General features: G+C 75.8%; 23 protein-coding genes. 11 read left to right on the top strand and 12 right to left on the bottom strand.

The window, feature by feature from the left end; all coding sequences use genetic code 11:
- Positions 1-4: 4 nt before the first annotated feature.
- On the bottom strand, positions 5-1,174 hold the full coding sequence (gene xylA, locus ACF1ED_RS02585) for a xylose isomerase (protein WP_391756540.1): 1,170 nt from the start codon (positions 1,172-1,174) through the stop codon (positions 5-7).
- 145 nt (positions 1,175-1,319) lie between these two features.
- Here xylA and xylB point away from each other — a divergent pair, with 145 nt between their 5' ends.
- Positions 1,320-2,810, top strand: coding sequence for a xylulokinase (gene xylB, locus ACF1ED_RS02590; protein ID WP_391756541.1), 1,491 nt, complete (start codon positions 1,320-1,322; stop codon positions 2,808-2,810).
- Positions 2,811-3,075: 265 nt separating this feature from the next.
- Here xylB and ACF1ED_RS02595 read toward each other — a convergent pair whose 3' ends face one another.
- From ACF1ED_RS02595 to ACF1ED_RS02605, 3 genes are read right to left on the bottom strand one after another with little or no spacing between them, the layout of a single operon-like run.
- Positions 3,076-3,264 carry a hypothetical protein gene (locus ACF1ED_RS02595; RefSeq protein WP_391756542.1) on the bottom strand — a complete coding sequence of 63 codons (189 nt, stop codon included), beginning with the start codon at positions 3,262-3,264 and terminating at the stop codon, positions 3,076-3,078.
- 40 nt (positions 3,265-3,304) lie between these two features.
- A complete protein-coding gene (locus ACF1ED_RS02600; protein ID WP_391756543.1) occupies positions 3,305-3,946 on the bottom strand; it encodes a phosphoribosylanthranilate isomerase in 642 nt (213 codons plus the stop codon).
- Positions 3,947-3,983: 37 nt separating this feature from the next.
- Entirely contained in the window at positions 3,984-4,928 is a 945-nt protein-coding gene (locus ACF1ED_RS02605; protein WP_391756544.1) for a ketopantoate reductase family protein, read from the bottom strand.
- 155 nt (positions 4,929-5,083) lie between these two features.
- On the opposite strand from ACF1ED_RS02605, the gene ACF1ED_RS02610 reads away from it, so the two are divergent.
- Together ACF1ED_RS02610 and ACF1ED_RS02615 are read left to right on the top strand one after the other, a co-directional pair.
- Positions 5,084-6,280: an ROK family protein gene (locus ACF1ED_RS02610; RefSeq protein ID WP_391756545.1), complete on the top strand. Its 1,197-nt coding sequence runs from the start codon at positions 5,084-5,086 to the stop codon at positions 6,278-6,280.
- Positions 6,281-6,342: 62 nt separating this feature from the next.
- A complete protein-coding gene (locus tag ACF1ED_RS02615) occupies positions 6,343-7,386 on the top strand; it encodes a S66 peptidase family protein (RefSeq protein ID WP_391756546.1) in 1,044 nt (347 codons plus the stop codon).
- Between the two features lie 7 nt (positions 7,387-7,393).
- Here the strand turns inward: ACF1ED_RS02615 and ACF1ED_RS02620 are convergent, their stop codons facing one another.
- Positions 7,394-8,362, bottom strand: coding sequence for a LysR family transcriptional regulator (locus tag ACF1ED_RS02620; RefSeq protein WP_391756804.1), 969 nt, complete (start codon positions 8,360-8,362; stop codon positions 7,394-7,396).
- Positions 8,363-8,520: 158 nt separating this feature from the next.
- Between ACF1ED_RS02620 and ACF1ED_RS02625 the strand changes: the two genes are divergently transcribed.
- The 5 genes from ACF1ED_RS02625 to ACF1ED_RS02645 all read left to right on the top strand — a co-directional run bounded on the left by ACF1ED_RS02625 (position 8,521) and on the right by ACF1ED_RS02645 (position 13,728).
- Positions 8,521-9,216 carry a type 1 glutamine amidotransferase domain-containing protein gene (locus ACF1ED_RS02625; protein WP_391756547.1) on the top strand — a complete coding sequence of 232 codons (696 nt, stop codon included), beginning with the start codon at positions 8,521-8,523 and terminating at the stop codon, positions 9,214-9,216.
- A gap of 206 nt (positions 9,217-9,422) precedes the next feature.
- Complete coding sequence (locus ACF1ED_RS02630) at positions 9,423-10,892, top strand: ABC transporter permease (RefSeq protein ID WP_391756548.1); 1,470 nt, start codon at positions 9,423-9,425, stop codon at positions 10,890-10,892.
- Positions 10,893-10,928: 36 nt separating this feature from the next.
- On the top strand, positions 10,929-11,630 hold the full coding sequence (locus ACF1ED_RS02635; RefSeq protein ID WP_391756549.1) for an ABC transporter ATP-binding protein: 702 nt from the start codon (positions 10,929-10,931) through the stop codon (positions 11,628-11,630).
- Between the two features lie 161 nt (positions 11,631-11,791).
- On the top strand, positions 11,792-13,234 hold the full coding sequence (locus ACF1ED_RS02640; RefSeq protein ID WP_391756550.1) for a WGR domain-containing protein: 1,443 nt from the start codon (positions 11,792-11,794) through the stop codon (positions 13,232-13,234).
- Complete coding sequence (locus ACF1ED_RS02645; protein ID WP_391756551.1) at positions 13,231-13,728, top strand: hypothetical protein; 498 nt, start codon at positions 13,231-13,233, stop codon at positions 13,726-13,728. Before ACF1ED_RS02640 ends, ACF1ED_RS02645 begins: the two co-directional genes overlap by 4 nt.
- 53 nt (positions 13,729-13,781) lie before the next feature.
- Here ACF1ED_RS02645 and ACF1ED_RS02650 read toward each other — a convergent pair whose 3' ends face one another.
- The 3 genes from ACF1ED_RS02650 to ACF1ED_RS02660 all read right to left on the bottom strand — a co-directional run bounded on the left by ACF1ED_RS02650 (position 13,782) and on the right by ACF1ED_RS02660 (position 15,166).
- Positions 13,782-14,204, bottom strand: coding sequence for a DUF350 domain-containing protein (locus ACF1ED_RS02650; protein WP_391756552.1), 423 nt, complete (start codon positions 14,202-14,204; stop codon positions 13,782-13,784).
- 144 nt (positions 14,205-14,348) lie between these two features.
- Entirely contained in the window at positions 14,349-14,963 is a 615-nt protein-coding gene (locus tag ACF1ED_RS02655) for an HdeD family acid-resistance protein (RefSeq protein WP_391756553.1), read from the bottom strand.
- Positions 14,960-15,166: a hypothetical protein gene (locus tag ACF1ED_RS02660; RefSeq protein WP_391756554.1), complete on the bottom strand. Its 207-nt coding sequence runs from the start codon at positions 15,164-15,166 to the stop codon at positions 14,960-14,962. The genes ACF1ED_RS02655 and ACF1ED_RS02660 overlap by 4 nt, the downstream gene beginning before the upstream one ends.
- A gap of 189 nt (positions 15,167-15,355) precedes the next feature.
- Here ACF1ED_RS02660 and ACF1ED_RS02665 point away from each other — a divergent pair, with 189 nt between their 5' ends.
- Positions 15,356-15,913 carry a DoxX family protein gene (locus ACF1ED_RS02665; RefSeq protein WP_391756555.1) on the top strand — a complete coding sequence of 186 codons (558 nt, stop codon included), beginning with the start codon at positions 15,356-15,358 and terminating at the stop codon, positions 15,911-15,913.
- Between the two features lie 52 nt (positions 15,914-15,965).
- Positions 15,966-16,880, top strand: a complete 915-nt coding sequence (gene opcA, locus ACF1ED_RS02670; RefSeq protein WP_391756556.1) for a glucose-6-phosphate dehydrogenase assembly protein OpcA — start codon at positions 15,966-15,968, stop codon at positions 16,878-16,880.
- A gap of 47 nt (positions 16,881-16,927) precedes the next feature.
- Here opcA and ACF1ED_RS02675 read toward each other — a convergent pair whose 3' ends face one another.
- From ACF1ED_RS02675 to ACF1ED_RS02685, 3 genes are all read right to left on the bottom strand, one after another.
- Positions 16,928-17,356, bottom strand: a complete 429-nt coding sequence (locus tag ACF1ED_RS02675) for a heme-binding protein (protein ID WP_391756557.1) — start codon at positions 17,354-17,356, stop codon at positions 16,928-16,930.
- 59 nt (positions 17,357-17,415) lie between these two features.
- The gene (locus tag ACF1ED_RS02680) at positions 17,416-18,624 is read right to left on the bottom strand and encodes an MFS transporter (RefSeq protein ID WP_391756558.1); all 1,209 of its coding nucleotides are present in this window, start codon (positions 18,622-18,624) and stop codon (positions 17,416-17,418) included.
- Between the two features lie 188 nt (positions 18,625-18,812).
- Positions 18,813-20,183 (bottom strand): carbohydrate-binding protein, encoded by a 1,371-nt coding sequence (locus ACF1ED_RS02685; RefSeq protein ID WP_391756559.1) that lies wholly within the window; start codon positions 20,181-20,183, stop codon positions 18,813-18,815.
- Positions 20,184-20,321: 138 nt separating this feature from the next.
- Here ACF1ED_RS02685 and ACF1ED_RS02690 point away from each other — a divergent pair, with 138 nt between their 5' ends.
- The gene (locus tag ACF1ED_RS02690; protein ID WP_391756560.1) at positions 20,322-20,798 is read left to right on the top strand and encodes a hypothetical protein; all 477 of its coding nucleotides are present in this window, start codon (positions 20,322-20,324) and stop codon (positions 20,796-20,798) included.
- A gap of 7 nt (positions 20,799-20,805) precedes the next feature.
- Here ACF1ED_RS02690 and ACF1ED_RS02695 read toward each other — a convergent pair whose 3' ends face one another.
- Positions 20,806-21,735, bottom strand: a complete 930-nt coding sequence (locus ACF1ED_RS02695) for a LysR family transcriptional regulator (RefSeq protein ID WP_391756561.1) — start codon at positions 21,733-21,735, stop codon at positions 20,806-20,808.
- Positions 21,736-21,739: the final 4 nt, after the last annotated feature.

The raw sequence follows: 21,739 nt of genomic DNA on the forward strand, positions 1-21,739 counted from the left end.
GGGCTCAGCGCACCCCGAGCAGGTGGTCCAGGGCCAGCTGGTCGAGCCGCTCGAAGGCCATCGAACGCGCGGCGGCCGCGTCCACGTCGAAGGACTCGAACGCCGTCGGGTCGGCCAGCAGCTCGCCCAGCCCCTCCGCGGCGGTGGGCACGGCCAGCTCGTGCAGACGGGAGGCGATCAGGGCCTCCTGGACCTCCGGGTCGGCGCGGAAGGCGGCCGCCCGCTCCTTGAGGACCAGGTAGTTGCGCATGCAGTTCTTCGCCGACTCCCAGACGCCGTCGAAGCCGTCGGTGCGCACCGGCTTGAAGTCGAAGTGCCTCGGGCCCGCGTAACCCGCCGACTCCAGCAGGTCGACCAGCCAGAAGGCCTGGCGCAGGTCGCCGGCGCCGAAGCGGAAGTCCTGGTCGTACTTGATCCCGGACTGGCCGTTGAGGTCGATGTGGAAGAGCTTGCCCGCCCACAGGGCCTGCGCGATGCCGTGCGGGAAGTTGAGCCCGGCCATCTGCTCGTGGCCGGTCTCCGGGTTGACGCCGACCAGCTCGGGCCGCTCCAGGCGCTCGATGAAGGCGAGGGCGTGGCCGATCGTGGGCAGCAGGATGTCGCCGCGCGGCTCGTTCGGCTTCGGCTCGATCGCGAACCGGAGGTCGTAGCCCTGCTCGGTGACGTACTGGCCGAGGAGGTCGAAGGCCTCCTTCATCCGGTCCAGGGCCACCCGCACGTCCTTCGCCGCGCCCGACTCGGCGCCCTCGCGCCCGCCCCAGGCGACGTACACCTCGGCGCCGAGCTCGACGGCCAGGTCGATGTTGCGGATCGTCTTGCGCAGCGCGTAGCGGCGGACGTCCCGGTCGTTGGCGGTGAAGCCGCCGTCCTTGAAGACGGGGTGGGTGAAGAGGTTCGTGGTGGCCATGGGGACCGTCAGACCGGTGCGGTCGAGGGCCTCCCGGAACCGCTTCACGACCGCGTCGCGCTCCGCCTCCGGCGCGCCGAAGGGGATGAGGTCGTCGTCGTGGAAGGTGACGCCGTACGCCCCGAGGGCGGCCAGCCGCTCGACCGACTCGACCGGGTCGAGGGCCGGGCGGGTCGCGTCCCCGAACGGGTCGCGGCCCTGCCACCCGACGGTCCAGAGGCCGAAGGTGAAACGGTCCTCGGGGGAGGGGGAGAAGCGCTCGGACATGGTGGGTCCTTCTCGTGGAGGGGTGGGGGAGGGCCGCGGGGACGATGCTGGCGGCCGGATTTGTTTTCTGAGATAACTAATACGCCACCGGCACCCCGGGACGCCAGACCCGGACGGGAAACACAGAGTCGAAAGAGGTGAGGGCGTGCCCGTCAGCCCCTCCGTCGTGATCGGCGTGGACAGCTCCACGCAGTCCGCCAAGGCCGTCGCCGTCGACGCCGCCACCGGCCGCGTCCTCGGCCTCGGCCGCGCCCCCCACACCGTCACCGGCACCGGCGGCGCCCGCGAGAGCGACCCCGAGGAGTGGTGGACCGCCCTGGTCACCGCCGTCCGCGCGGCCGTCGACGCGGCGGTGCGCGACGCGGGCGCCACCCCCGGGTCCGTCACCGGCATCGCCGTCGCCGGACAGCAGCACGGCCTCGTCGCCCTCGGCGCCGACCACCGCCCGCTGCGCCCCGCCCTCCTCTGGAACGACACCCGCTCCGCCCCCCAGGCCGCCGCCCTCGCCGACCGCCTCGGCGGCCCCAAGGCCTGGCTGGAACGCACCGGCTCCGTCCCCGTCGCCTCCATGACCGCCGCCAAGTGGCAGTGGCTCCGCGAGCACGAACCCCACCACGCCGACGCCACCGCCGCCGTCCGCCTCCCGCACGACCTCCTCACCGAACGCCTCTCCGGCGAGGCCGTCACCGACCCCGGCGACGCCTCCGGCACCTGCTGGTACGCCCCCGCCGACGGCGCCTACGACCCCGCCCTCCTCGACCTCCTCGGCCTCGCCCCCGCACAGCTGCCGGCCGTGGCCCCCACCGGCGCCACCCGCGCCGGCGGCCTCACCGCGGCCGCCGCCGAGGCACTGGGCCTGCCCCGCACGGTCGCGGTCGCCGCGGGCACCGGCGACAACATGGCCGCCGCCGTCGGCCTAGGCCTCGGCGCCGCCGGCCTCCTCGACCACCCCGTCGTCAGCCTCGGCACCTCCGGCACCGTCTTCGCCGCCACCCGCTCCCGCCCCGCCGACCCCGCCCTCGCCGGATTCGCCGCCACCGACGGCACCCGCCTGCCGCTGGGCTGCACCCTCAACTGCACGCTCGCCGTCGACCGCTTCGCCGCCCTCCTCGGCCTCGACCGCGAGGACGCCCTGCCCGGCGGCGAGGCCGTCGTCCTCCCGTACCTCGACGGCGAACGCACCCCCGACCTCCCCGCCGCCTCCGGCCTCCTCACCGGCCTGCGCCACACCACCGACCCCCGCGAGATCCTCGGCGCCGCCTACGAGGGAGCCGCCTTCACGGTCCTGCGCGCCCTCGACGGCCTCCTCGCCGCCTGCGGCCTCGACCCCGCCGACCCGGCCGTACGCTCCCGGCCTCTGCGCCTGATCGGCGGCGGCGCCCGCGGCCGGACCTGGACCGACACCGTCCGCCGGCTCTCCGGCCGCCCCCTCGTCGTCCCCGCCGCCACCGAACTCGTCGCCCTCGGCGCCGCCGCCCTCGCCGCCGGCGCGGCCACCGGCGAGGACCCGGTGGCCATCGCCACCGCCTGGGGCACGGGCGCGGGGGAGACCCTGCCGGCGCTCACCCGGGACGAGGAGACGTGGGGGCGGATCGAGGGGGTGCTGGGGGCGGCCGCGGCGGGGTTGCTGGGCTGAGTGGATCAGGGGTTCGAGATCCGGGATCCGGGATCCAATCTCATGGGTCCTGGGTCCTGGGTCCTGGGTCCCGGATCCGGGATCCAATCTCCGGGATCCGACCTCCTGGGTCCTGGATCCTGGATCCGACCTCCGAAATCCGGGATGCAATCTCCGGGATACTGGATCCGACCTCCGGGACCCAACCCCCGGGATCCAACCTCCAACCTCCGGGATCCGCCACGGCGCCCACCAGCGGATCAGCGGCGAAGTCCCGCAGGACGACCTAGTCCCGCCGCCCGCCCTTCCCGTCCTTCCCGCCCTTCCCGTCCCGCCGCTCGCGGGGGCGTTCGCCCGCCGCGGTGGCGAACTCCGCCGCGGCCGAGTATGCCTCCGGGACGGAGAGCACCGAGGCCACGCCGCGCACCGCCGCGCCGGCCGCCCGCACCACGGCCTCCGCCAGTTCCTCCACCATCACGGCCCCCTCGTTCCCCGGCAGTGTGTCGTGCTCACCCCTACTGACGTGCGGAGGTGCCGAGAGGTTGAGCGGGCGGTGCGGCTTGCGCGGCGGTGACGAAGGCGCGGACCAGGTCGTGGTCCTTCACGCCGGGCGCCGACTCGACGCCGCTGGAGACGTCCACGCCCCAGGGGCGGGCGGTGGCGATCGCCTCGGCGACGTTCGAGGGGGCTAGGCCGCCCGCCAGGAGCCAGTGGCCCTCGGGGCGGGCGGTGTCCAGGAGCGAGAGGTCCCAGCGGGAGCCCGAGCCGGCCTTGGGCGAGTCGAGCAGCAGGACCTCCTCGCCCAGCGCGCCCACGCGGGTGTCGGGCCCGTCGGCGAGGGCGGTCGCCCGCCACAGACGGGGGTGGATCCCGGCCGCGGCCTCGAACTCGGCGGGGCCGTAGGCGCGGCCGTGCAGCTGGAGCGCGTCGAAGCCCAGGTCGGCGGCGATCCGGGCGGCCTCGGCGGCTGGGGTGTCGTTGACGACGAGCACCGACACGACGCCGTCCGGCACGTGCGCGACGAGGGCCGGCACGCGGTCCCGGGCCAGTCCCCGCACGCTGGTCCCGCTGATCACCAGGCCGATCGCGTCCGCGCCCGCCTCGGCGGCCACGTCGATGTCGGCGGTCGTGGCGAGCCCGCACACCTTGACGAACACTCTGTCGCTCCTCTGCTCCCGTCCGGCGCCGCCGAGCCTACTGACCCCGGTCGGCGGCGTCGATCCGCCGCTGGTGGATCCGCAGGTGGAGGGTGGCGAGGTCGAGCAGCGGGGTCGGCACCTCCAGGGCGCGGGCCCGCGCGGTCAGGTCGCCGAAGAGGTGCTCGACCTCGGTCGGCCGGCCCGCCGTCAGGTCCCGGTAGAGGGAGGGGACCATCGGGGAACCGGGCGCCGAGACCACCGCGAGGGTCGCCGCCCGCTCCGCCTCCGGCACCGGGTGCCCGGCCGCCGCGGCCACCGCCGCCGCCTCCGCCAGGACCGCGGGGCCCAGCTCCGGGCCGCCGGGCGCGTCGTACACCTCGCCGACCGTGCCGCGCATCAGGCTCGTCACCGCGCCGATCGTGGTGATGAAGACCCACTTGTGCCACATCGCGGTGACGATCGACGCGGGCACGGGCGCGTCGATGCCGCCCTCCTCCAGGACGGCGCGGATCTCCTTCACGCGCGGCGAGACGGAGCCGTCGCGCTCGCCGAGGGCGAGGTGCGCCAGCGGCGCGAGCCGCCGGATCGTCCCCGTGTCGTCGAGCGTCGTGACCACCTTCGCGACCCCGCCGAGGACCGCCCCGGCGCCGAACCGGGCGTCCAGCGCGTCGAGGTGGGCCATGCCGTTGAGCAGCGGAAGCACCGCCGTGCCCGGCGAGACGAAGGGGGCCAGGTCCGTCAGGGCGGCGTCCAGGGCGGTCGACTTCACACCGAGCAGGACCAGGTCGTACGGTCCGCCCGACGGCTCCTCGCCGGCCGTGACGAGCCGGGGCGCGTCCAGCACCCACTCCTCGTCCCGTCCCGCCACCCGCAGCCCGCCCGCGCGCAGCGCCGCCGCCCGGCCGGGCCGCACCAGGAAGGTGACGTCCCGCCCGGAGCGGGCCAGCATCGTGCCGAAGTAGCCACCGGTGGCACCGGCGCCGACGACCAGGATCTTCATGGGGTTCCTCTCGTGGGGAGCGGCGGGCGGGCGGCCCGGCCGCGCCGGTCACGCGGAAGCGTCACGGGCGGAAGCCTAGGCCGCGGCGTCCGGCCCGCGCCGGGCCCGTCCGCGTTTCTGTTCGAGTGAAAGGGGCGACTAGGCTCTCGCTCACCATGAACCAGCCCACGGAACCCAAGGCCGACAAGTCGGGCGTGCGCCGGCACAACCTGAGCCTCGTCCTCAGGACCGTCCACGAGGCCGGCGAGACCACCCGGGCCGCCGTCGCCGCCCGCGTCGGCCTCACCCGGCCCGCCGTCTCCTCCCTGGTGGAGCAGCTCCTCGACCTCGGGTTCCTGGTCGAGTCCGGCAAGACCTTCAGCGGCCAGGCCGGCCGCCCCGGCACCGTCCTCAAACCGGCGGTGACCGGCCCCGCCGCCCTCGGCGTCGAGATCAACGTCGCGTACGTCTCCGTCTGCCTCGTGGACCTCACGGGTGCCGACCGCATCCGCCGCACCGTACGGCTCGACAACCGCGCCGACGCCCCCGGCGTCCTGGCCCGGGCCGCCGGCGTCGCCGCCGAGGCGCTCGCCGAGGCCGAGGCCCTCGGCCTGAGCCCGTCCGCCGCCGCCCTCGCCCTGCCCGGCCTGGTCTCCGACGGCACCGTCCGCCAGGCCCCGAACCTCGGCTGGCACGACACCCCCGCCGAGCGCCTCTTCGGCGAGGCCCTCGCCGCGCTGCGCCCCGCCGCCCGCCGGCTCGCCGTCGCCTCCGACAACGAGGCCAACATGGCGGCCCTCGCCGAACTCCGCTTCGGCACCCCCGGCACGCCCCGCACCTTCCTCCACCTCACCGGCGAGACCGGCGTCGGCGGCGCCGTCGTCGTCCACGGCGAACTCCTGCGCGGCGCCCACGGCTTCGCCGGCGAGATCGGTCACCTCGTCGTCGACGCCGGCGGCCCCCGCTGCCGCTGCGGCTCCCGCGGCTGCCTGGAGCAGTACGCCGGCCAGGCCGCCCTGCTGCGCGCGGCGGACGCCGCCGACGTCGACGACCTCGCGGCCCGTGCCGAGCGCCGGGAGCCCCGCGCGCTCGCGGCCCTCGCCGAGGCCGGCCGGATGCTCGGCCGAGCCCTCTCCGGCGCGGTCAACCTCCTCGACCCCGAGGCCGTCGTCCTCGGCGGCATCTACCCCCGCCTGATGCCCTGGCTCGCCCCCGCCGTCACCGCGGAACTCGCCGAGCGGGTCGTCTCCGGCCTGTGGCCCGCCGACGCCCGCCGGCTGCGCGCCGCCTCCCCGGCGACCGACGCCGCCCGGGGCGCCGCCGCCCTCGTCCTCCACGACGTCCTCGCCGACCCCCTGGCCCACACCCGCTGACCGGCGGGCGCCCGCCGGAAAACCGCGGGTGGCCGGGGCGGGGCCCCGACTAGGGTGCGGGGATGTCGGAGAGCATCGTTCCCCCCAAGCCCCGCCCCGGCGACCGGATCGCCGTGCTGTCGCCCGCCGCCGGGCTGCCCGAAGTGCTGCCGCTCCCCTTCGAACTGGGGCTGCGGCGCCTGTCGGAGGAGTACGGCCTGGTGCCCGTCGAGTACCCGACGACGCGGAAGCTCGGCGCGTCCGCGCGGGACCGGGCCGCCGACCTGCACGCCGCCTTCGCCGACCCCACGGTCGCGGCGATCGTCGCCAGCATCGGCGGCGACGACCAGATCACCGTCCTCCCGCACCTCGACGACGCGCTGATCCGGTCCCACCCCAAGCCGTTCTTCGGCTTCAGCGACAACACCAGCCTGCTCATGCGGCTGTGGAACCTCGGCGTCGTCGGCTATCACGGGGCCGCCGTGATGACCCAGTTCGGCCGGCCCGGCGCCGTCCACCCCGTCACCGACGCCTCCGTGCGCGCCGCGCTCTTCGGCTCCGGCCCCTACGACCTGCCGGCCCCGACGGACACCAACGACGTCGAACGGCCCTGGGAGGACCCCCGCACCTTCGACTCCGCGCCCGTCATGGAGCCCGCCGGGCCCTGGATCTGGCACCGCGCCGACCGGGTCGCCGAGGGCCGCTCGTGGGGCGGCTGTCTGGAGGTCGTCGCCCAACTCCTCATGGCCGGCGGGGAGATCGCGGAGCCGGAGGTGTACGAGGGCGGGGTGCTGTTCCTGGAGACCTCCGAACTGCTGCCCTCCGCCGACGAGGTGTTCCGCGTCCTGCGGGCCATGGGGGAGCGGGGCCTCCTCGCCCGCTTCTCCGCCCTCCTCATGGGCCGGGCCCGCGCCTGGTCCTTCGACACCCCGAACGACGCCACGGCCAGGGCCGCGTACCGCGAGGCCCAGCGCGCCGCCGTCCTGCGCGCGCTCGACGCCTACGCCCCCGACACCCTCGCCGTCCTCGACGTGGACCTCGGGCACACCGACCCGCAGGTGGTGATCCCGTACGGCGGCACCGTCCGCGTCGACGGCCCCGCCCGCCGGATCACCGTCACCTACTGACGGCGGGTCAGGCCCCGGGGCGCTCCCCGGCCTCCCGCCCGCGCCGCACCAGGTGGTCCCGGACCAGCGCCACGTGCGGGTGGGCCGGCGGCCCCGGACGCCCCACCAGGAAGCCCGTGTTGATCGGCGGGTCCTCCGGCAGGTGGAGCGGTACGAGGGCGCCCGCGGCCAGCTCCGCCGCGCACAGGTAGCGGGGCAGCACGCTCACCCCGGCGCCGCCCGCCACCGCCGCCCGCACGGCCCGCAGGTCCGGGGCGGTCACCGCGGGCACGGCCGTCAGGCGCCGGCCGAAGACGTGGCGCCAGTAGCGGCGCAGGATCGGCAGGTCCTCGGCGTACGCCACCAGCGGCACGCCGTGCAGCGCGGCCGGCCCCTCCGCCGCGATCCGTCCGCCGAGGCGCCCGGCCCACACGGGCGCGCCGACCAGCACGAACTCCTCGTCGGCGAGCGGCAGCCAGGTCAGGCTGCGGCCCCGGGGGCGCGCCGTCGCCACCACCAGGTCGTGCCGGCCCGCCCGCAGCTCGTCGAGCAGGCCGTCGGTGAGGCCGAAGGCCACGCGCAGCCGCACCCCGCGCTCCACCAGCGGCGCCAGCGTCGGCAGCACGGTGTGCGCCAGGTACTCGGCCGGGCCCGCCAGCCGGACCGGCTCCGCCGGGACCTCCTCGCCCGGGAAACCGGCCGCCGTCCCGGCGGCGGCCCCCAGCGCGTCCAGCGGGCCGGAGATCCGGGCCGCCAGGTCGTCCGCGGAGGGCGTCGGCACCACCCCGCGCGGCCGCCGCTCGAACAGCTCCCGCCCGAGCCGGCCCTCCAGGGCCCGGATCTGCGCGGTCACCGTCGGCTGCGACAGGCCCAGGACCCGGGCGCCCGCGGTGAAGGCCCCGGCCCGGTACACGGCGAGGAAGGTGCGCAGCAGGTTCAGGTCCGGCAGCCCGTTCGCCGGCGGCCCGGGCGTCGGCGGTCCGGGGAGCGAGGGTATTCCCGCCGATCCATCGGAATTCCTATCGTCCACATGTCCGAGCCTATTGGATTCCCATGGGTCGTGGCGCCTACGGTCGGATCATCGCCGACCCGGTGACCCCCTCCGCGGGGCCAGGGCCGGCCGTCCGTTCCCCCGACCGAGAGGCCCGCAGACCCATGTCGAAGATCCTTTTCGTGCTGACCGGCGCCGACCACTGGACCCTCGCCGACGGCACCAAGCACCCCACCGGCTTCTGGGCCGAGGAGGCCGCCGCTCCGTACGAGTCCTTCACCGCCGCCGGCCACGAGGTCGTCGTCGCCACCCCCGGCGGCGTCGTCCCCACCGTCGACCGGGGGAGCCTCGCCCCCGAGGCCAACGGCGGCCAGGAGGGCGCCGACCGCGTCGCCGCCGTCCTCGACGCCTTCGCGGCGCTGCGCACGCCGCTCCGCCTGGAGGACGTCGACCTCGCCGAGTACGACGCCGTCTTCTACCCCGGCGGGCACGGCCCCATGGAGGACCTGGCCGTGAACGCCGACTCCGGGCGCCTGCTCGTCGACGCCCTCGCCTCCGGCAAGCCGCTCGCCGTCGTCTGCCACGGCCCGGCCGCCCTCCTCGCCGCCGTGCGCGAGGACGGCGCCAACGCCTTCGCGGGCCGCCGCGTCACCGCCTTCACCGACGCCGAGGAGACCCAGGCCGGCCTCGCCGACAAGGCGAAGTGGCTCCTGGAGACCCGGCTGCGCGAGGCGGGCGTCGACGTCGTGGCGGGCGAGCCGTGGGCCCCGCACGTCGTCGTCGACGGCAACCTGGTCACCGGTCAGAACCCCGCCTCCTCCACCGCCCTCGCGACCGAGGTCCTGAAGAAGCTCGCCTGACCCCACGGGCACCGGCGCGCCCGCCAGACCGCCCCCGCCCCCGTGCCGGTTCGGCCCCCGTGCCGTCCCGGCCCCCGCCCCGCCGCGCGCGGCCCCGGCCCCCGGCCCCCGCCCCGTGGCGGGAGCCGGGGGCCGCGCGGTGTGCTCTCATCCGGCTCTCACGCGGGCCTTATCCCGGCCTCACGCGGCGCCCCTACGTTCGCGCCATGTTCTTCACCTACCTCCGGCGCGAACTGCGCCGCCGCAGAAAGGCGGCGCTGGTCGTCGCCTCCGGCCTGGCGCTCGGCATCGCGCTGGTCATCGTCGTGACCTCGGTCTCCGCGGGCATGAAGCAGGCCCAGGGCAAGGTCCTCGAATCCCTCTACGGACTCGGCACGGACCTCACGGTGACGAAGGCCCAGGAGCGGCCCGCCGAGGGCGCGCAGCCGGTGCGGCCCCGCTTCGAGTTCCAGGGCGGCGACGAGGGCGAGGAGCAGAGCAGCGACCGGCTCATGGTCCAGGGCTTCCAGACCCTCGCCGACTCCACGGTCGCCACCGTCGCGAAGCAGGCCGGCGTCGACCGGGCGGTGGGCGGCCTCAGCCTCGTCAACCTCAAGATCGACGGCGAGTTCCGGCGCGGCCAGGGACAGGCCCAGGGGCAGGGCCAGGGCTTCGGCCAGGGCGGCACCGGCGGCGGCCCCGGCGACACCGTCACCGGCGGCGGCGCCGCCTTCGACGTCGACTCCTTCACCCTCTACGGCACCGACGTCACCAGCCCCGACCTCGGCCCCCTCACCACCTCCACGGTCACCGGGGGCCGCACCTTCAAGTCCACCGAGACCGACGCCGCCGTCGTCGTGGTCGACAGCGCCTACGCCCAGCAGAAGGGCCTCGCCGTCGGCGGCGAACTCACCGTCAAGGGAGTGAAGTTCGAGATCATCGGGATCGCCACGGCGGACAGCGGGCAGGCCACCGCCCAGGTCTACCTCCCGCTGAAGCGGGCCCAGGCACTCTCCGGTTCGACGGGCAAGGTCACCACCGTCTACGTCAAGGCCACCGACTCGACGAAGATCGACGCCGTCAAGGCCGCCATCCAGAAGAACGTCTCCGGCACCACGGTCACCACCTCCGCCGACCTCGCCCAGACCGTCTCCGGCTCCCTCGACACCGCCGCCGGCCTCGCCTCCAGCGTCGGCAGGTGGCTCTCGTACGCCGTCCTGCTCGCCGCCGTCCTCGTCGCCGGGCTCCTCACCTCCTCCGCCGTCAGCCGCCGGGTCCGCGAGTTCGGCACGCTCAAGGCCCTCGGCTGGAAGAGCGGCCGCGTCACCCGCCAGGTGGTCGGCGAGGCCCTCGTCAACGGCGTCATCGGCGGCGCCCTCGGCATCGCCGTCGGCCTCGCGGGCGCCTACGCCGTCACCGCCGTCAGCCCCACCCTCACCGCCGAACTCGGCGCGGGCACCGGCGGGTTCGCCGGGCGCGGCGGCGGCATGGCCCTCGGCGGCGGCGCGGGCGGCCCCGGCATGACGCGCACCGCCGCGGGCCGCAGCGTCGACATCGCGCTCACCGCCCCGGTCAGCCTCACCACCGTCGGACTCGCCGTCCTCCTCGCCCTCGTCGGCGGCCTCGTCGCCGGGGCGTTCGGTGCCTGGCGCGCCTCCCGGCTGCGCCCCGCCGACGCGCTGCGCCGCGTCGAGTAGCCGCCCACCCCTCCCCGTACCGCAGGAGTCCCACCCATGTACGAACTCATCGGCGTCACCAAGCAGTACCGGCGCGGCCAGGCGAGGGTCGACGCCCTCGCCGGGATCGACCTGAAGGTCGCGCAGGGCGACCGCCTCGTCATCCAGGGCCCCACCGGCGGCGGCAAGTCCACCCTGCTCCAGATGCTCGGGGGCCTCGACCGCCCCACCGCCGGCAGCGTGTTCCTCGACGGCACCGACCTCGCCGGGCTCTCCGAGAGCCGGCTCACGGCCGTCCGCAGCCAGTACATCGGCTTCGTCTTCCAGAGCTTCAACCTCATCCCCACGCTCACCGCCCAGGAGAACGTGGAGACCGCGCTGGTCCCGCTCGGCGTCAAGGCCAAGGAGCGCCGCCGCAGGGCAGCGGAGGCGCTGGAGTCGGTCGGCCTCGGCGAGCGCCTGGCCCATCTGCCGTCCGAACTCTCCGGCGGCCAGCAGCAGCGCGTGGCCATCGCCCGGGCGCTGGTGAAGCGGCCCCGGGTGCTGCTCGCCGACGAACCCACCGGCAACCTCGACGAGTCGACCCGCGACGAGATCGCCGACCTCCTCGAAGGGCTCTGGCAGGAACACGGCCTGACCTTCGTGATGGTCACCCACGACAGCGCCCTCGCCCGCCGGGCCCCGCGCCTGGCGACCCTCCGCAAGGGCCGCGTCACGGTCACGGAGAACCCGAAGGGGAAGGCGCCCTCCGGGGTCTGAGACACGGAGCGGGCGACCGCGCCCTCGCGTCCGGCACCGCCGGACGAGGGCGCGTCCTCGCGGCCGGCCGTGCCCGGCCGCGCCGGCCGCCCTGCCGGACCGCACGGGCCGGCAGGGCCCCGTGCGGGCCGTTGTCAGTGGCTGCCCCTACCGTTCTGACCATGACGACGACCTATCTGGAGCTGTCGCAGGACGGCGGCGGTGCCCACAAGTTCTACGAAGTGACCGTCGAGGGCCTGGACGTGTCGGTCCGCTACGGCCGCATCGGCGCGGCCGGACAGACCCAGCGCTCCTCCTTCGCGACGGCCGACAAGGCGCACGCCGCGGCGGCGAAGAAGATCGGCGAGAAGGTCCGCAAGGGGTACGCCCCCGCCGTGCGGGGGCAGCGCGCCGCCCGGGCGGTCACCCGCCGCGCGGTCGGCTCCGCGCCCTCCACGGCCCGGGCCGTCGCCCCCGTCCTGTGGCGTTTCCGCACCGGCTCCGCCGCCTTCGGCATCCACGTCGACGAGGAGCGGATCTGGGTGGGCAACCAGGGCGGAGACGTCTTCACCCTCGACCACGGCGGCGAGGTGCTGGCCCGCTTCGGCCTGCCCGACGGCGTGAAGTGCCTGGTCGCCGACGACTTCTGGATCTACGCGGGCTGCGACGACGGCAAGGTCTACGACCTCTCCTCCAAGCTGCCGTTCGCCGCCTACGAGATCGGCGCCGACGTCGACATCTTCTGGCTCGACATCCACGAGGGCGTCCTCGACGTGGCCGACCGCTCCGGCCGGCTCACCGTCATCGACCACGAGGACGAGCACCAGTGGTCCCGCTCCGGCCGGGGCGAGTACGCCTGGATGGTCCGGGCGGACGCCCGCGCGGTCTACTACGGCGACACGAAGGGCGTGACCGCCTACGCGGCGGACGGCACCGGCGAGCTGTGGCACACCGGCTCCGACGGCGCGGTGCTCTTCGGCTGGCAGGAGGAGACCGCCGTCTACGCGGGCACCGGCCACCGCAAGGTGCAGCGGCTGGCGAAGCGGGACGGCCGCGTCGAGGCCGTCTACGCCTGCGACGCGATGGTGTACTCGTGCGCCACCTCGCCCGGCGGCCGGTTCGTCTTCGCGGGCGACTCGTCCTCCTCCGTCTACTGCTTCGCCGAGGACGGCACCCGGCTGTGGAAGCTGGGCACCGGCGGCGGCTCCGCGCTCTCCATGCAGTACCGCGACGAGCGGCTGTACCTGGTCACCACCGACGGCTCGCTGGTCTGCGTGGACGCGAGCGAGGCGGCGATCGAGGCCGCCCAGCAGGGCAGCGTGCCCGTGGTGCGGGACGTCAAGCTGGCCGCCGCGCTGCCCACGTACACCCCGGCGACCACCGCCTCCGCCGTCGCCGCCGTCGCCTCGGTGGGCGAGGCCCCGGCCGGCTCGATCGTCGTCGAGTGCGTCCGGGAGGGCGGCCGCAGCCGGGTCCGCGTGGTCAGCCACGGCTACGAGCCGTCGTGGAACGTGCAGTTCCCCCGCGCCATCCGCGAGGCCGGCGCGCGGTACGTCGTGGAGGCCCTGCACCCAGCGGCCGGCGGCTTCTACCGGGTCCGCGGCGAGATCCGGCGCCTGCTGTGAGCCGGGAGCCGGGTGCCGAGGGGGCGTTCGAGGCGGCGACGGGCGACGGGCCGCCGTTCACGGGCAACGCCGAGCAGCGCTCCCGCGAGGTCCGCTCCGCGCTCGACGGGCTCCGCCAGATCAGACGCCTGACCGGCGGCCCGGACGGTGCGGCCGGAGCCGTACCCGCCCTGTGGGAGCGCCGGCAGCCGGTACGGGCCGTGGCGCTGGCCCTGGAGGCCGCCGGGCTCACGCCGTCGGCGGTGGACTCGGCCGGGGTCCGGACCGCGACCGGCTACCGGGTGCGGGCGGGGGAGCGGCCCGCCACCGCCGTGGTCGAGTGGCTGGGGCCGCCCGGCTCCGGCGCCGCCCGGGAGGAGACCGGGGAGCTGACGGCCTGCGCCGAGGCGCTGGGCCGGCTCGGCTGGGAGGCCCTGCTCTACAAGGGGCCGCGCGGCCGCCGCTTCCTGGAGGTGGAACCGGCCGGGAAGCCCGCCGGCCCGGCCCCGTCCTGAGCGGACGGGCACCGGGCCGGAAAGGGTGCGGGGGGCGCGGGGCGCCGGGTGCGTCAGGCGATCGAGGCGGAGACGATCGCGGAGACGGCGATGTTGCAGGAGGCGGTCACCCAGACCGCCGGATGCGGCTCCGGGTCCACCAGCGTGGCCCCCAGCTTGCCGGGCGTCACCAGGTCCACCACCAGGAAGGCGACCGCCATCATCACCAGGCCGAGGAGACCGAACGCGGCCGTGGAGGCCAGCCCCTTGCCGAAGTTGTCGTAGGTGGTCCAGATCGACGTGAAGACGATCCCGCCGATGCCGAGCAGGGCGGAGCTCAGCAGGATCGCCGCGTTGCGGTTGCGGTCCTCCCATATCTGCCGGCCCAGCTTGCCGGGGGTCAGGACGTCCACCAGGACGATGCCGAGGATCAGCAGGACCACGCCCAGGGCGCCGTAGGCGGTGGCACGGCCGAGGCCGTTGACGATGTCGGTCATGGGAAGCCGGCTCCGGAGAGTGGTGATCGCGAGCGATCGACGGTCATGGACCGGCAAAATCTAGCGCACGGAACGAGCCGGTCCGCCGTCCGCCCGGAGATCGGGCGGACGGCGGACCGGACGAGCGGCGCACAGCGGGGCGGATCAGGCGCCGGGCGGCAGGTGCCGGGCCCGCGAGCGGATCTGGATCGCGGTGACGATCTCGGCCGCGCCGACCGCGATCAGCCAGATCCCGCCGAGCAGGGTCAGCACCGCGACCGACTCCAGCGGCGAGACGATCAGCACGATGCCGGCGACGGCGCTGACGATGCCGAGGAAGACCTGCCAGCCCCGGGCCGGCGTCGCCGGGTCGGACGCCGCCGCCACCGTCTGCGTGATGCCGCGGAAGAGCCAGCCGATTCCGATCCACAGCGCGAGCAGCAGGATCGACTGGGTGGCGCCCCGGAAGCAGAACAGGCCGAGCAGGATCGACAGGGCGCCGCTGATGAAGGCCGGCACCCGCAGCGAGGCGGTGGCGTGCGTGCCGAAGGCGGCGACCAGCTGCGTCACCCCGCTGAAGAGCAGGTAGAGGCCGAAGAGCACGCCGGCCGCGAGCAGCGAGGCGCCCGGCCACACCAGCACCAGCACACCGAGGACGAGGGCCACCAGCCCGGCCACCAGGAGGGCCTGCCAGGCCGCCCCGGCGAGCAGCGCGAGCGGTCCTCGCGGCGGCTCGGTCCGGGCGGTCCCGTCGTGCGGCCTGTCGTGCGTCCGCGTCATGGTGATGTCCTCTCTGCTTCGCCGGGGGCCACTTCGCGGCCGAGCGCGCGAACGCGCCGGCGCATGCCCTCCGGTCCCGCCCCGGTGAAGGCCCGCACCAGGAAGTCCACGGCGGCGGCGCACTCCTCGGGCGGGAACCGGCGGGGGCCGGCCACGGAGCGCATCGCGACCAGCGCGGTGGTGCCGGGGGACTCGGCGGTCATGCGCACCCACTTCCCTCGGGCCGCTCCCGGGTGGCCGGGGCGGCGACGGCCACCCCAGTCAAGCAACGCGCGGCAAACGCCGCAAAACATGACTCAAGTGGAGTATCCGGCGGTCTCCCGGGCGGCGGCGGGGGAGCGGCCCGCCGACAGTGGAGGCGTACGCGTCCCCTCCCGCACCTGGAGAACGTCATGTCCCACCCCAACCGGCGCGACCTCGGGCTGCTCGTGCTGCGGGTCGGCACCGGTGCCGTGCTCGCGGCGCACGGCACCCAGAAGCTCTTCGGCTGGTTCGGCGGCGGAGGCATCGAGGGCACCGCCGGGGCGATGTCCGCCATGGGCTTCCACCCGGCCCGCGAGTCCGCCGTCGCCGCGGGCCTCGGCGAGGCCGGCGGCGGTGTCCTGCTCGCCCTCGGCCTGGCCACCCCCGCGGCCGGCGCGGCCGCCGCCGGAGCGATGGCGGGCGCCGTGTCCGTGCACGCCCCGGCCGGCTTCTTCGCGCAGGCCGGCGGCTACGAGTACCCGGCCTTCCTCGGCTTCACCGCCGCCGCCATCGGCATCACCGGCGCGGGCCGCTACTCCCTGGACCACGCCACCGGGCACGTCCTCGACCGCCCCTGGGTGGTGGCCACCGCCTTCCTCGGCACGGCGCTCGCCGCCGCCGCCGTGGTCGGCCGCCGCGCCCAGAACCGGGCCGCCGCCGAAGCCGGCGGCGGCGCCGTCGCGGACGCGGACGCGGACGACCACTGAACCCGGCGCGGGGCGTTAGGCTCGCCGCAGAGGAAGGGACGGGCGCCGGGCAATGAAGATCGATCTCACGGACACCAACTCCAGCGCGGTCAACAAGGCGATCCTGGAGGGCCGCAGGGCCGTCGGCACCCCCGCCGTCGGCGTCGTCCTCACCCTCGTGGTCGTCACCGACGAGGAGAACGCCTACGACTCCGTGCGGGCGGCCAACGAGGCGTCGAAGGAACACCCTTCGCGCACCCTCGTGGTCATCCGCCGCCGGGCGCTCTCGCCGCGCGAGCGCCACGTGACCCGGCTCGACGCCGAGGTCCGCCTCGGCACCGACGCCGGCTCGGGCGAGACGGTGCTGCTCCGCCTCCACGGCGAACTCGGCGCCCGCGCCGACTCGGTGGTGCTGCCGCTGCTGCTGCCGGACGCCCCCGTAGTCGTCTGGTGGCCGGTGGACGCCCCGGCCGTCCCCTCCAAGGACCCGCTCGGGGCCCTCGCCCAGCGGCGGATCACCGACATGTACGCGGTCGAGGACCCGCTCGGCGCGCTGGCGGCCCGGGCGGTCTCGTACGCCCCCGGGGACACCGACCTCGCCTGGACCCGGCTCACCCCCTGGCGCTCGATGCTGGCCGCCGCCCTCGACCAGGCGGGGACGGACGTCGTCTCGGCGGCCGTGGAGGCCGAGGAGGCCAACCCGAGCGCCGAGCTGCTGGCCCGCTGGTTCGAGATCAGGCTGGGCGTCCCGGTCGAACGGATCGTCTCGGAGGGCCCGGTCGTCACCGCGGTCCGGATGGGCACCCCGCAGGGGGAGGTCAGGATCGACCGCCCCGAGGGCCCGGTCGCCCGGCTCGCCATCCCCGGCCAGCCGAGCCGCGTCATGGCGCTCAAGGTCCGCACGACCGCGGAGCTGATCGCCGAGGAACTGCGCCACCTCGACCCCGACGACGCCTACGCGGCGGCCCTGGAGGGTCGTACCTCCTGAGCCGCCGCGCGGTCCGTCGCCGATGGGTCCGGTGGGTCCGGTGGGGTTCAGCCCCGCTCGTCCAGCGCGGCCACGGCGGCCGTCGCGAACGCGTGGTCCTGCTCGGGCGCCCCGCCGCCGACGCCGAGGGCGCCGACGAGGCGCCCGTCGCGGTGCACCGGTACCCCGCCGGCGATGAAGAGCAGCGGCCGGTCCAGGGCGGTGGCCAGGCTGTGGAACGGTCCGTCCGGCTTCACCAGGTCGACGAGGCCGGCGGTCGGGGCGTCGAGCTGGAGCGCCGTGTACGCCTTGCGGGTGCTGGTCTCGCCGGAGATCAGCACGGACCGGTCGTCGCGCCGGAAGGCCAGCAGGTGGCCGCCCGCGTCCAGGACGGTGACGCTGACGGCGGCCCCGGCCTCCTCGGCCGCGCGGCGGGCGGCGGTGATCAGGGCCTCGGCGTCGGCGGTGGTCAGCGGGGTGAGGGTGGTGGTGCTCATGGCGCTTCTCCTGGAGGGGTGAGGAGGGGTGAGTGGGTGGGTGGCCGGGGTGCGGCGGGTCAGTGGTGCACGGGGGTACGGGCGGGGGTGACGGCGGCGGCGTCGGCCGGTGCGGCAGCGGCGGGGGCGCGGCGCTCCAGCGCGGCCGACCAGAGGGCGAGGCCGAGGGCGGCGGCGGCCAGGGCGGCGCCCACCCAGTTCGGGGCGGTGTAGCCGAGGCCGGCGGCGATGACGAGCCCGCCGAGCCAGGCGGCGAGCGCGTTGCCGAGGTTGAAGGCGCCGATGTTGACGGCGGAGGCCAGGGTCGGCGCGCCGTGCGCCTGGTCGAGGACCCGCTTCTGCAGCGGCGGGACGGTGGCGAAGCCGAGCGCCCCGACGAGGAGGACGGCGACGGCGGAGAGCACCTTGCTGTGGGCGGCGAAGGTGAACAGCGCGAGGACGACGGCGAGCCCGCCGAGCGTGGTGTACAGCAGCGGCATCAGCGCGCGGTCGGCGTACCGGCCGCCGACGAGGTTGCCGAGGAACATGCCGGTGCCGAAGAGGACGAGCAGCCAGGTGACGGCGCCCTCCGAGTATCCGGCGACCTCGGTCATCATCGGGGCGATGTAGGTGATCGCGGCGAAGACGCCGCCGAAGCCGAGGACCGTCATCGCCATCGCGAGCAGCACCTGCGGGTTGCGGAAGGCGGTCAGCTCCCGGCGCAGGCGAGCGCCTTCGGGGCGGGGCAGGGCGGGGACGAGCCGGGCGATGCCGAGCAGTCCGGCGACGCCGAGCGCGGCGACGATCGCGAAGGTGGTGCGCCAGCCGACGGCCTGCCCGACGAGGGTGCCGAGCGGCACGCCGACGACGTTGGCGACCGTCAGGCCGGTGAACATGGTGGCGATGGCCCCGGCCTTGCGGTCCGGGGCGACGAGGCCGGCGGCGACGACGGACCCGATGCCGAAGAACGAGCCGTGGGCGAGCGAGGCGACCACGCGGCCGGCCAGCATCGTCCCGAAGCTCGGGGCGAGGGCGGAGACCAGGTTGCCGATCACGAACAGGCCCATCAGCAGCATGAGCATCCGTTTGCGGCTCACCTTGTTGCCGAGGACGGTCAGCACCGGCGCGCCGATGACGACACCGAGGGCGTAGCCGGTGACCAGCAGTCCCGCGGTGGGGATGGAGACGCCGTAGTCGGTGGCGATCTGGGGCAGCAGCCCCATGACGACGAACTCGGTGGTGCCGATTCCGAAGGCCCCGACCGCCAGGGCGAGGAGTGCGAGCGGCATGGCTCAGCCCTTCCGTGATTGCTTGAGTGAGCGCTTTGCGTGCTTCGACAATAATTGCACACGCGCTATAAGTGCAAACGCGGATAGCGGGCGGGTTCGGGGCGACAGGGGGTCGGCGCCGGGCCCACGCCGAGCGCCACCCGCCCGGCGGGGGCGGGTGGCGCTCGGCGTGCCCGGGGTGGCGCGGCTCAGACGCGCTGCCAGAGGGCCGGTACGTTCGACGGCTCCCAGCCCGCCTGGGCCTGGTGGCCCTGGAGGCAGCGGTAGGTGGAACCGCCGTACGTGACCGTGGCGCCGGCCGCGTACACCGTGCCCGCCTTCCAGGTGCCGCCCGGCTCCGGCTCACCGGGGCCGGGGCCGGGGCCCGGGTCGGACCCGGTGGTCCTCAGGGTCAGGCCGTAGGCCGACAGGATCGGGTTCAGCGGCTGGAAGTACGTCGTGCCGCCGCTGGAGCAGTTGCCGGAGCCGCCCGAGGTCACGCCCTGGGCCTGGCTGCCGGAGATGTACGAGCCGCCGGAGTCGCCCGGCTCGGCGCACACGGTCGTCCGGGTCACCCCGGTGATCGTGCCCTCCGCGTAGGTGACGCTCGTGTTGTGCTGCTGGATGGTGCCGCAGTGCCAGCCGGTGGTGGAGCCGGAGCGGCACACCGAGGCGCCCACGGGCTGCAGCACGGACCCCGTGACCTGCACGTTCGCGCCGCCCGCGCCCTTCACGTAAGGCGTCGACGTCCAGCTGGAGTTGGCCGCGACCCAGGCCATGTCGCTGCCGGGGAAGACCGACCCCTGGAAGCTGCCCTGCGCGACCTGGTTGTAGCCGCTGGTGGTCTGGCCGGCGCGGCCGCAGTGCCCGGCCGTCGCGAAGCCCTGCGTGGTGCCCCGGGTCACCGGGAAGCCGACCGAGCAGCGCCCGCCGCCGCCCATGTAGTACGCGTCGCCGCCCCGGAGGTCGTACAGCGGGCGCGGCGCCCCGGCGGACCGCACGACCCGCACGAGCTCCGCCGGCACACCGGCGGCCGCCACCAGGCGGGCTCCGGCGCCGGCCCGGGTCTCCTCGACGACCAGCGCGTTCGCGCGGACGTCCACGTACCGGACCGGCGCGTCGGCGGTCGCCGACCGGTCCAGGGACGCCTTCGCCCGCTCCAGCGCGGACAGCCCGTGGCGGACGAGCGAGGCGTCGGCCCCGGCCGCCCGGATCGCGGCGAGGTCGGCGGAGCGGGTGGTGGCCACGGTCAGGGAGCCGGACTCGGCCCCCGCGACCCAGGCCCCCGCGAAGGAGCCGCCGAGCCGGTCGCGGAGCCGGGCGGCGGTGGCGCCCGCCTCGGCCTCGTTCACCAGCCGGCGCTCTGCCTGCGCCCGGGTCAGGCCCAGGTCACGGCCCATCGCGGCCAGCAGCTCGGGCCGCGCCTCGGCGGCGCCGAGCGCCCGGGCGGCGCTCTGCGCGGCCGGGCCGGTCCCGGGGGAGGGCTGCGCGGCGGTCGCGGACCCGGCCTGGAGGCCGGCCAGCGCCATCCCGGCGGCGGCCAGCGCGGTACACGCCGCACGGGCGTGTCGTCGGAGCATGGGGAGTCTCCTCGGTTCTCGGTGGGGGATCTGCCGAGAACCGTAGGAACGCGCCCGGCGGACCGGGAGCCCCCACCCGGCCCCTCCCTCCGCGTTATGGCCCCGGGCGCTGTCGGCGGCGGCGGTTACGGTGTGCCCATGAGCGTTCCCGAGGTCGTCCCGATCGCGTACGAGCCCGACCACCGCACCTCCACCATCGGCCGGTGGGACGGCGGCCAGTTCTTCGCCTCGGTCACCGCCGCCTTCCCCGAGGGCTGGACGATGGACGACGACTGGCGGGAGCGGAAGCGCTGGTACGCCGTCCTCCACCGCTTCGACCGCGCCGGCGGGCACCTGGGATCGAGCATCGCCTCCACCGGCACCACGGCCCAGGGGGAGCGGGGGGCGATCGACGCCGCCGACACGCTCCTGGACGGATGGCTGGACGCCCTGCCCGGGCGGCGGTACGAGTCCATCGCGATCGCGCCCTTCGCCGTGCGGTTCGAGGGCGCCCTGTTCGGCCTGGTCGTGGAGGACCGCGGCGGGGACGGTGAGGGCGGGGAGACGGAATGGGCGGAACTCCACCCCGACGGCCTGGGGTTCTCCGCCCCCTGGGACGGCCTGTACGACACCTGACGGGACCTCAGCGGGCGGCGTCCGCCGTCCGTCCCGCGCTGCGCGCCAGCGCCTCCGCGTGGGCGTCGCGGGCGTGGGCGAGGACGGTGGCGGCCCGGCCGGCCGCGCCGCCCTCGGGGTGCCAGCCCAGGAGGTGGCGCCAGACGAGCGGCGTGCCCGCCAGGGGGCGGGTGACGATGCCCGGCGTGGCGGGGAAGGTGGCCCGGCACAGACCCACCGCCCGGCCCACCTGGACCAGGTGGACGCAGGAGGCGGTGTCCGTCTCGTACACCCGGGCCGGGGTGAAGCCGGACCGCACGCAGGCGGCGGCGAAGCAGTCGCCGAAACAGCCGTCGCCCGGCACGTCCGTCCAGTCCTCGGCGGCGAGTTCGGCCAGCGCCACCCGCGGGCGGGAGGCCAGCGGATGGCCGGCCGCCAGCATCACGTACACGGGGTCGCGGGCCACCTCCGTCCAGGCGAGCCGCCCCGCCTCCGGAGGGGAGCTCTCCCCGCAGACCCCGACGAGCGCGAAGTCGAGCCGCCCGGCCACCACCCCGCAGGCGACCTCCCGCTCCGACCAGGAGGTGTACGTGGTCACCCGCGCGTCCGGCTCGGTCCGGGCGAGCCGGTCCACCAGGCCGCCCAGCAGCGGCCCGTGGGTGCCGCCGAGGCGGTGCCCCGCGGCGCCGTCCCGGGCGAACCTGACGGCCTCCTCCTGGAGCCCGCACACGGCGGGGAGCACCACCCGGGCCCGCTCCAGGACCAGATCGCCCAGGGCGGTGGCCCGCACGCCCTCCCTGCCGCGCACGAACAGCGGCCCGCCCAGGACCCGTTCGATCCGCTTGAGCTGGGCGCTGAGGGCGGGCTGCGCCAGCCCGAGGGCGGTGGCCGCGCGCGTGAGGCTGCCCGCCTCGGCGATGGCCCGGACCGTCTTCAGATGCCGCAACTCCAAGTCCATGCGC

The organism is Streptomyces sp. NPDC014656 (assembly GCF_043084305.1).
GTDB lineage: Bacteria > Actinomycetota > Actinomycetes > Streptomycetales > Streptomycetaceae > Streptomyces.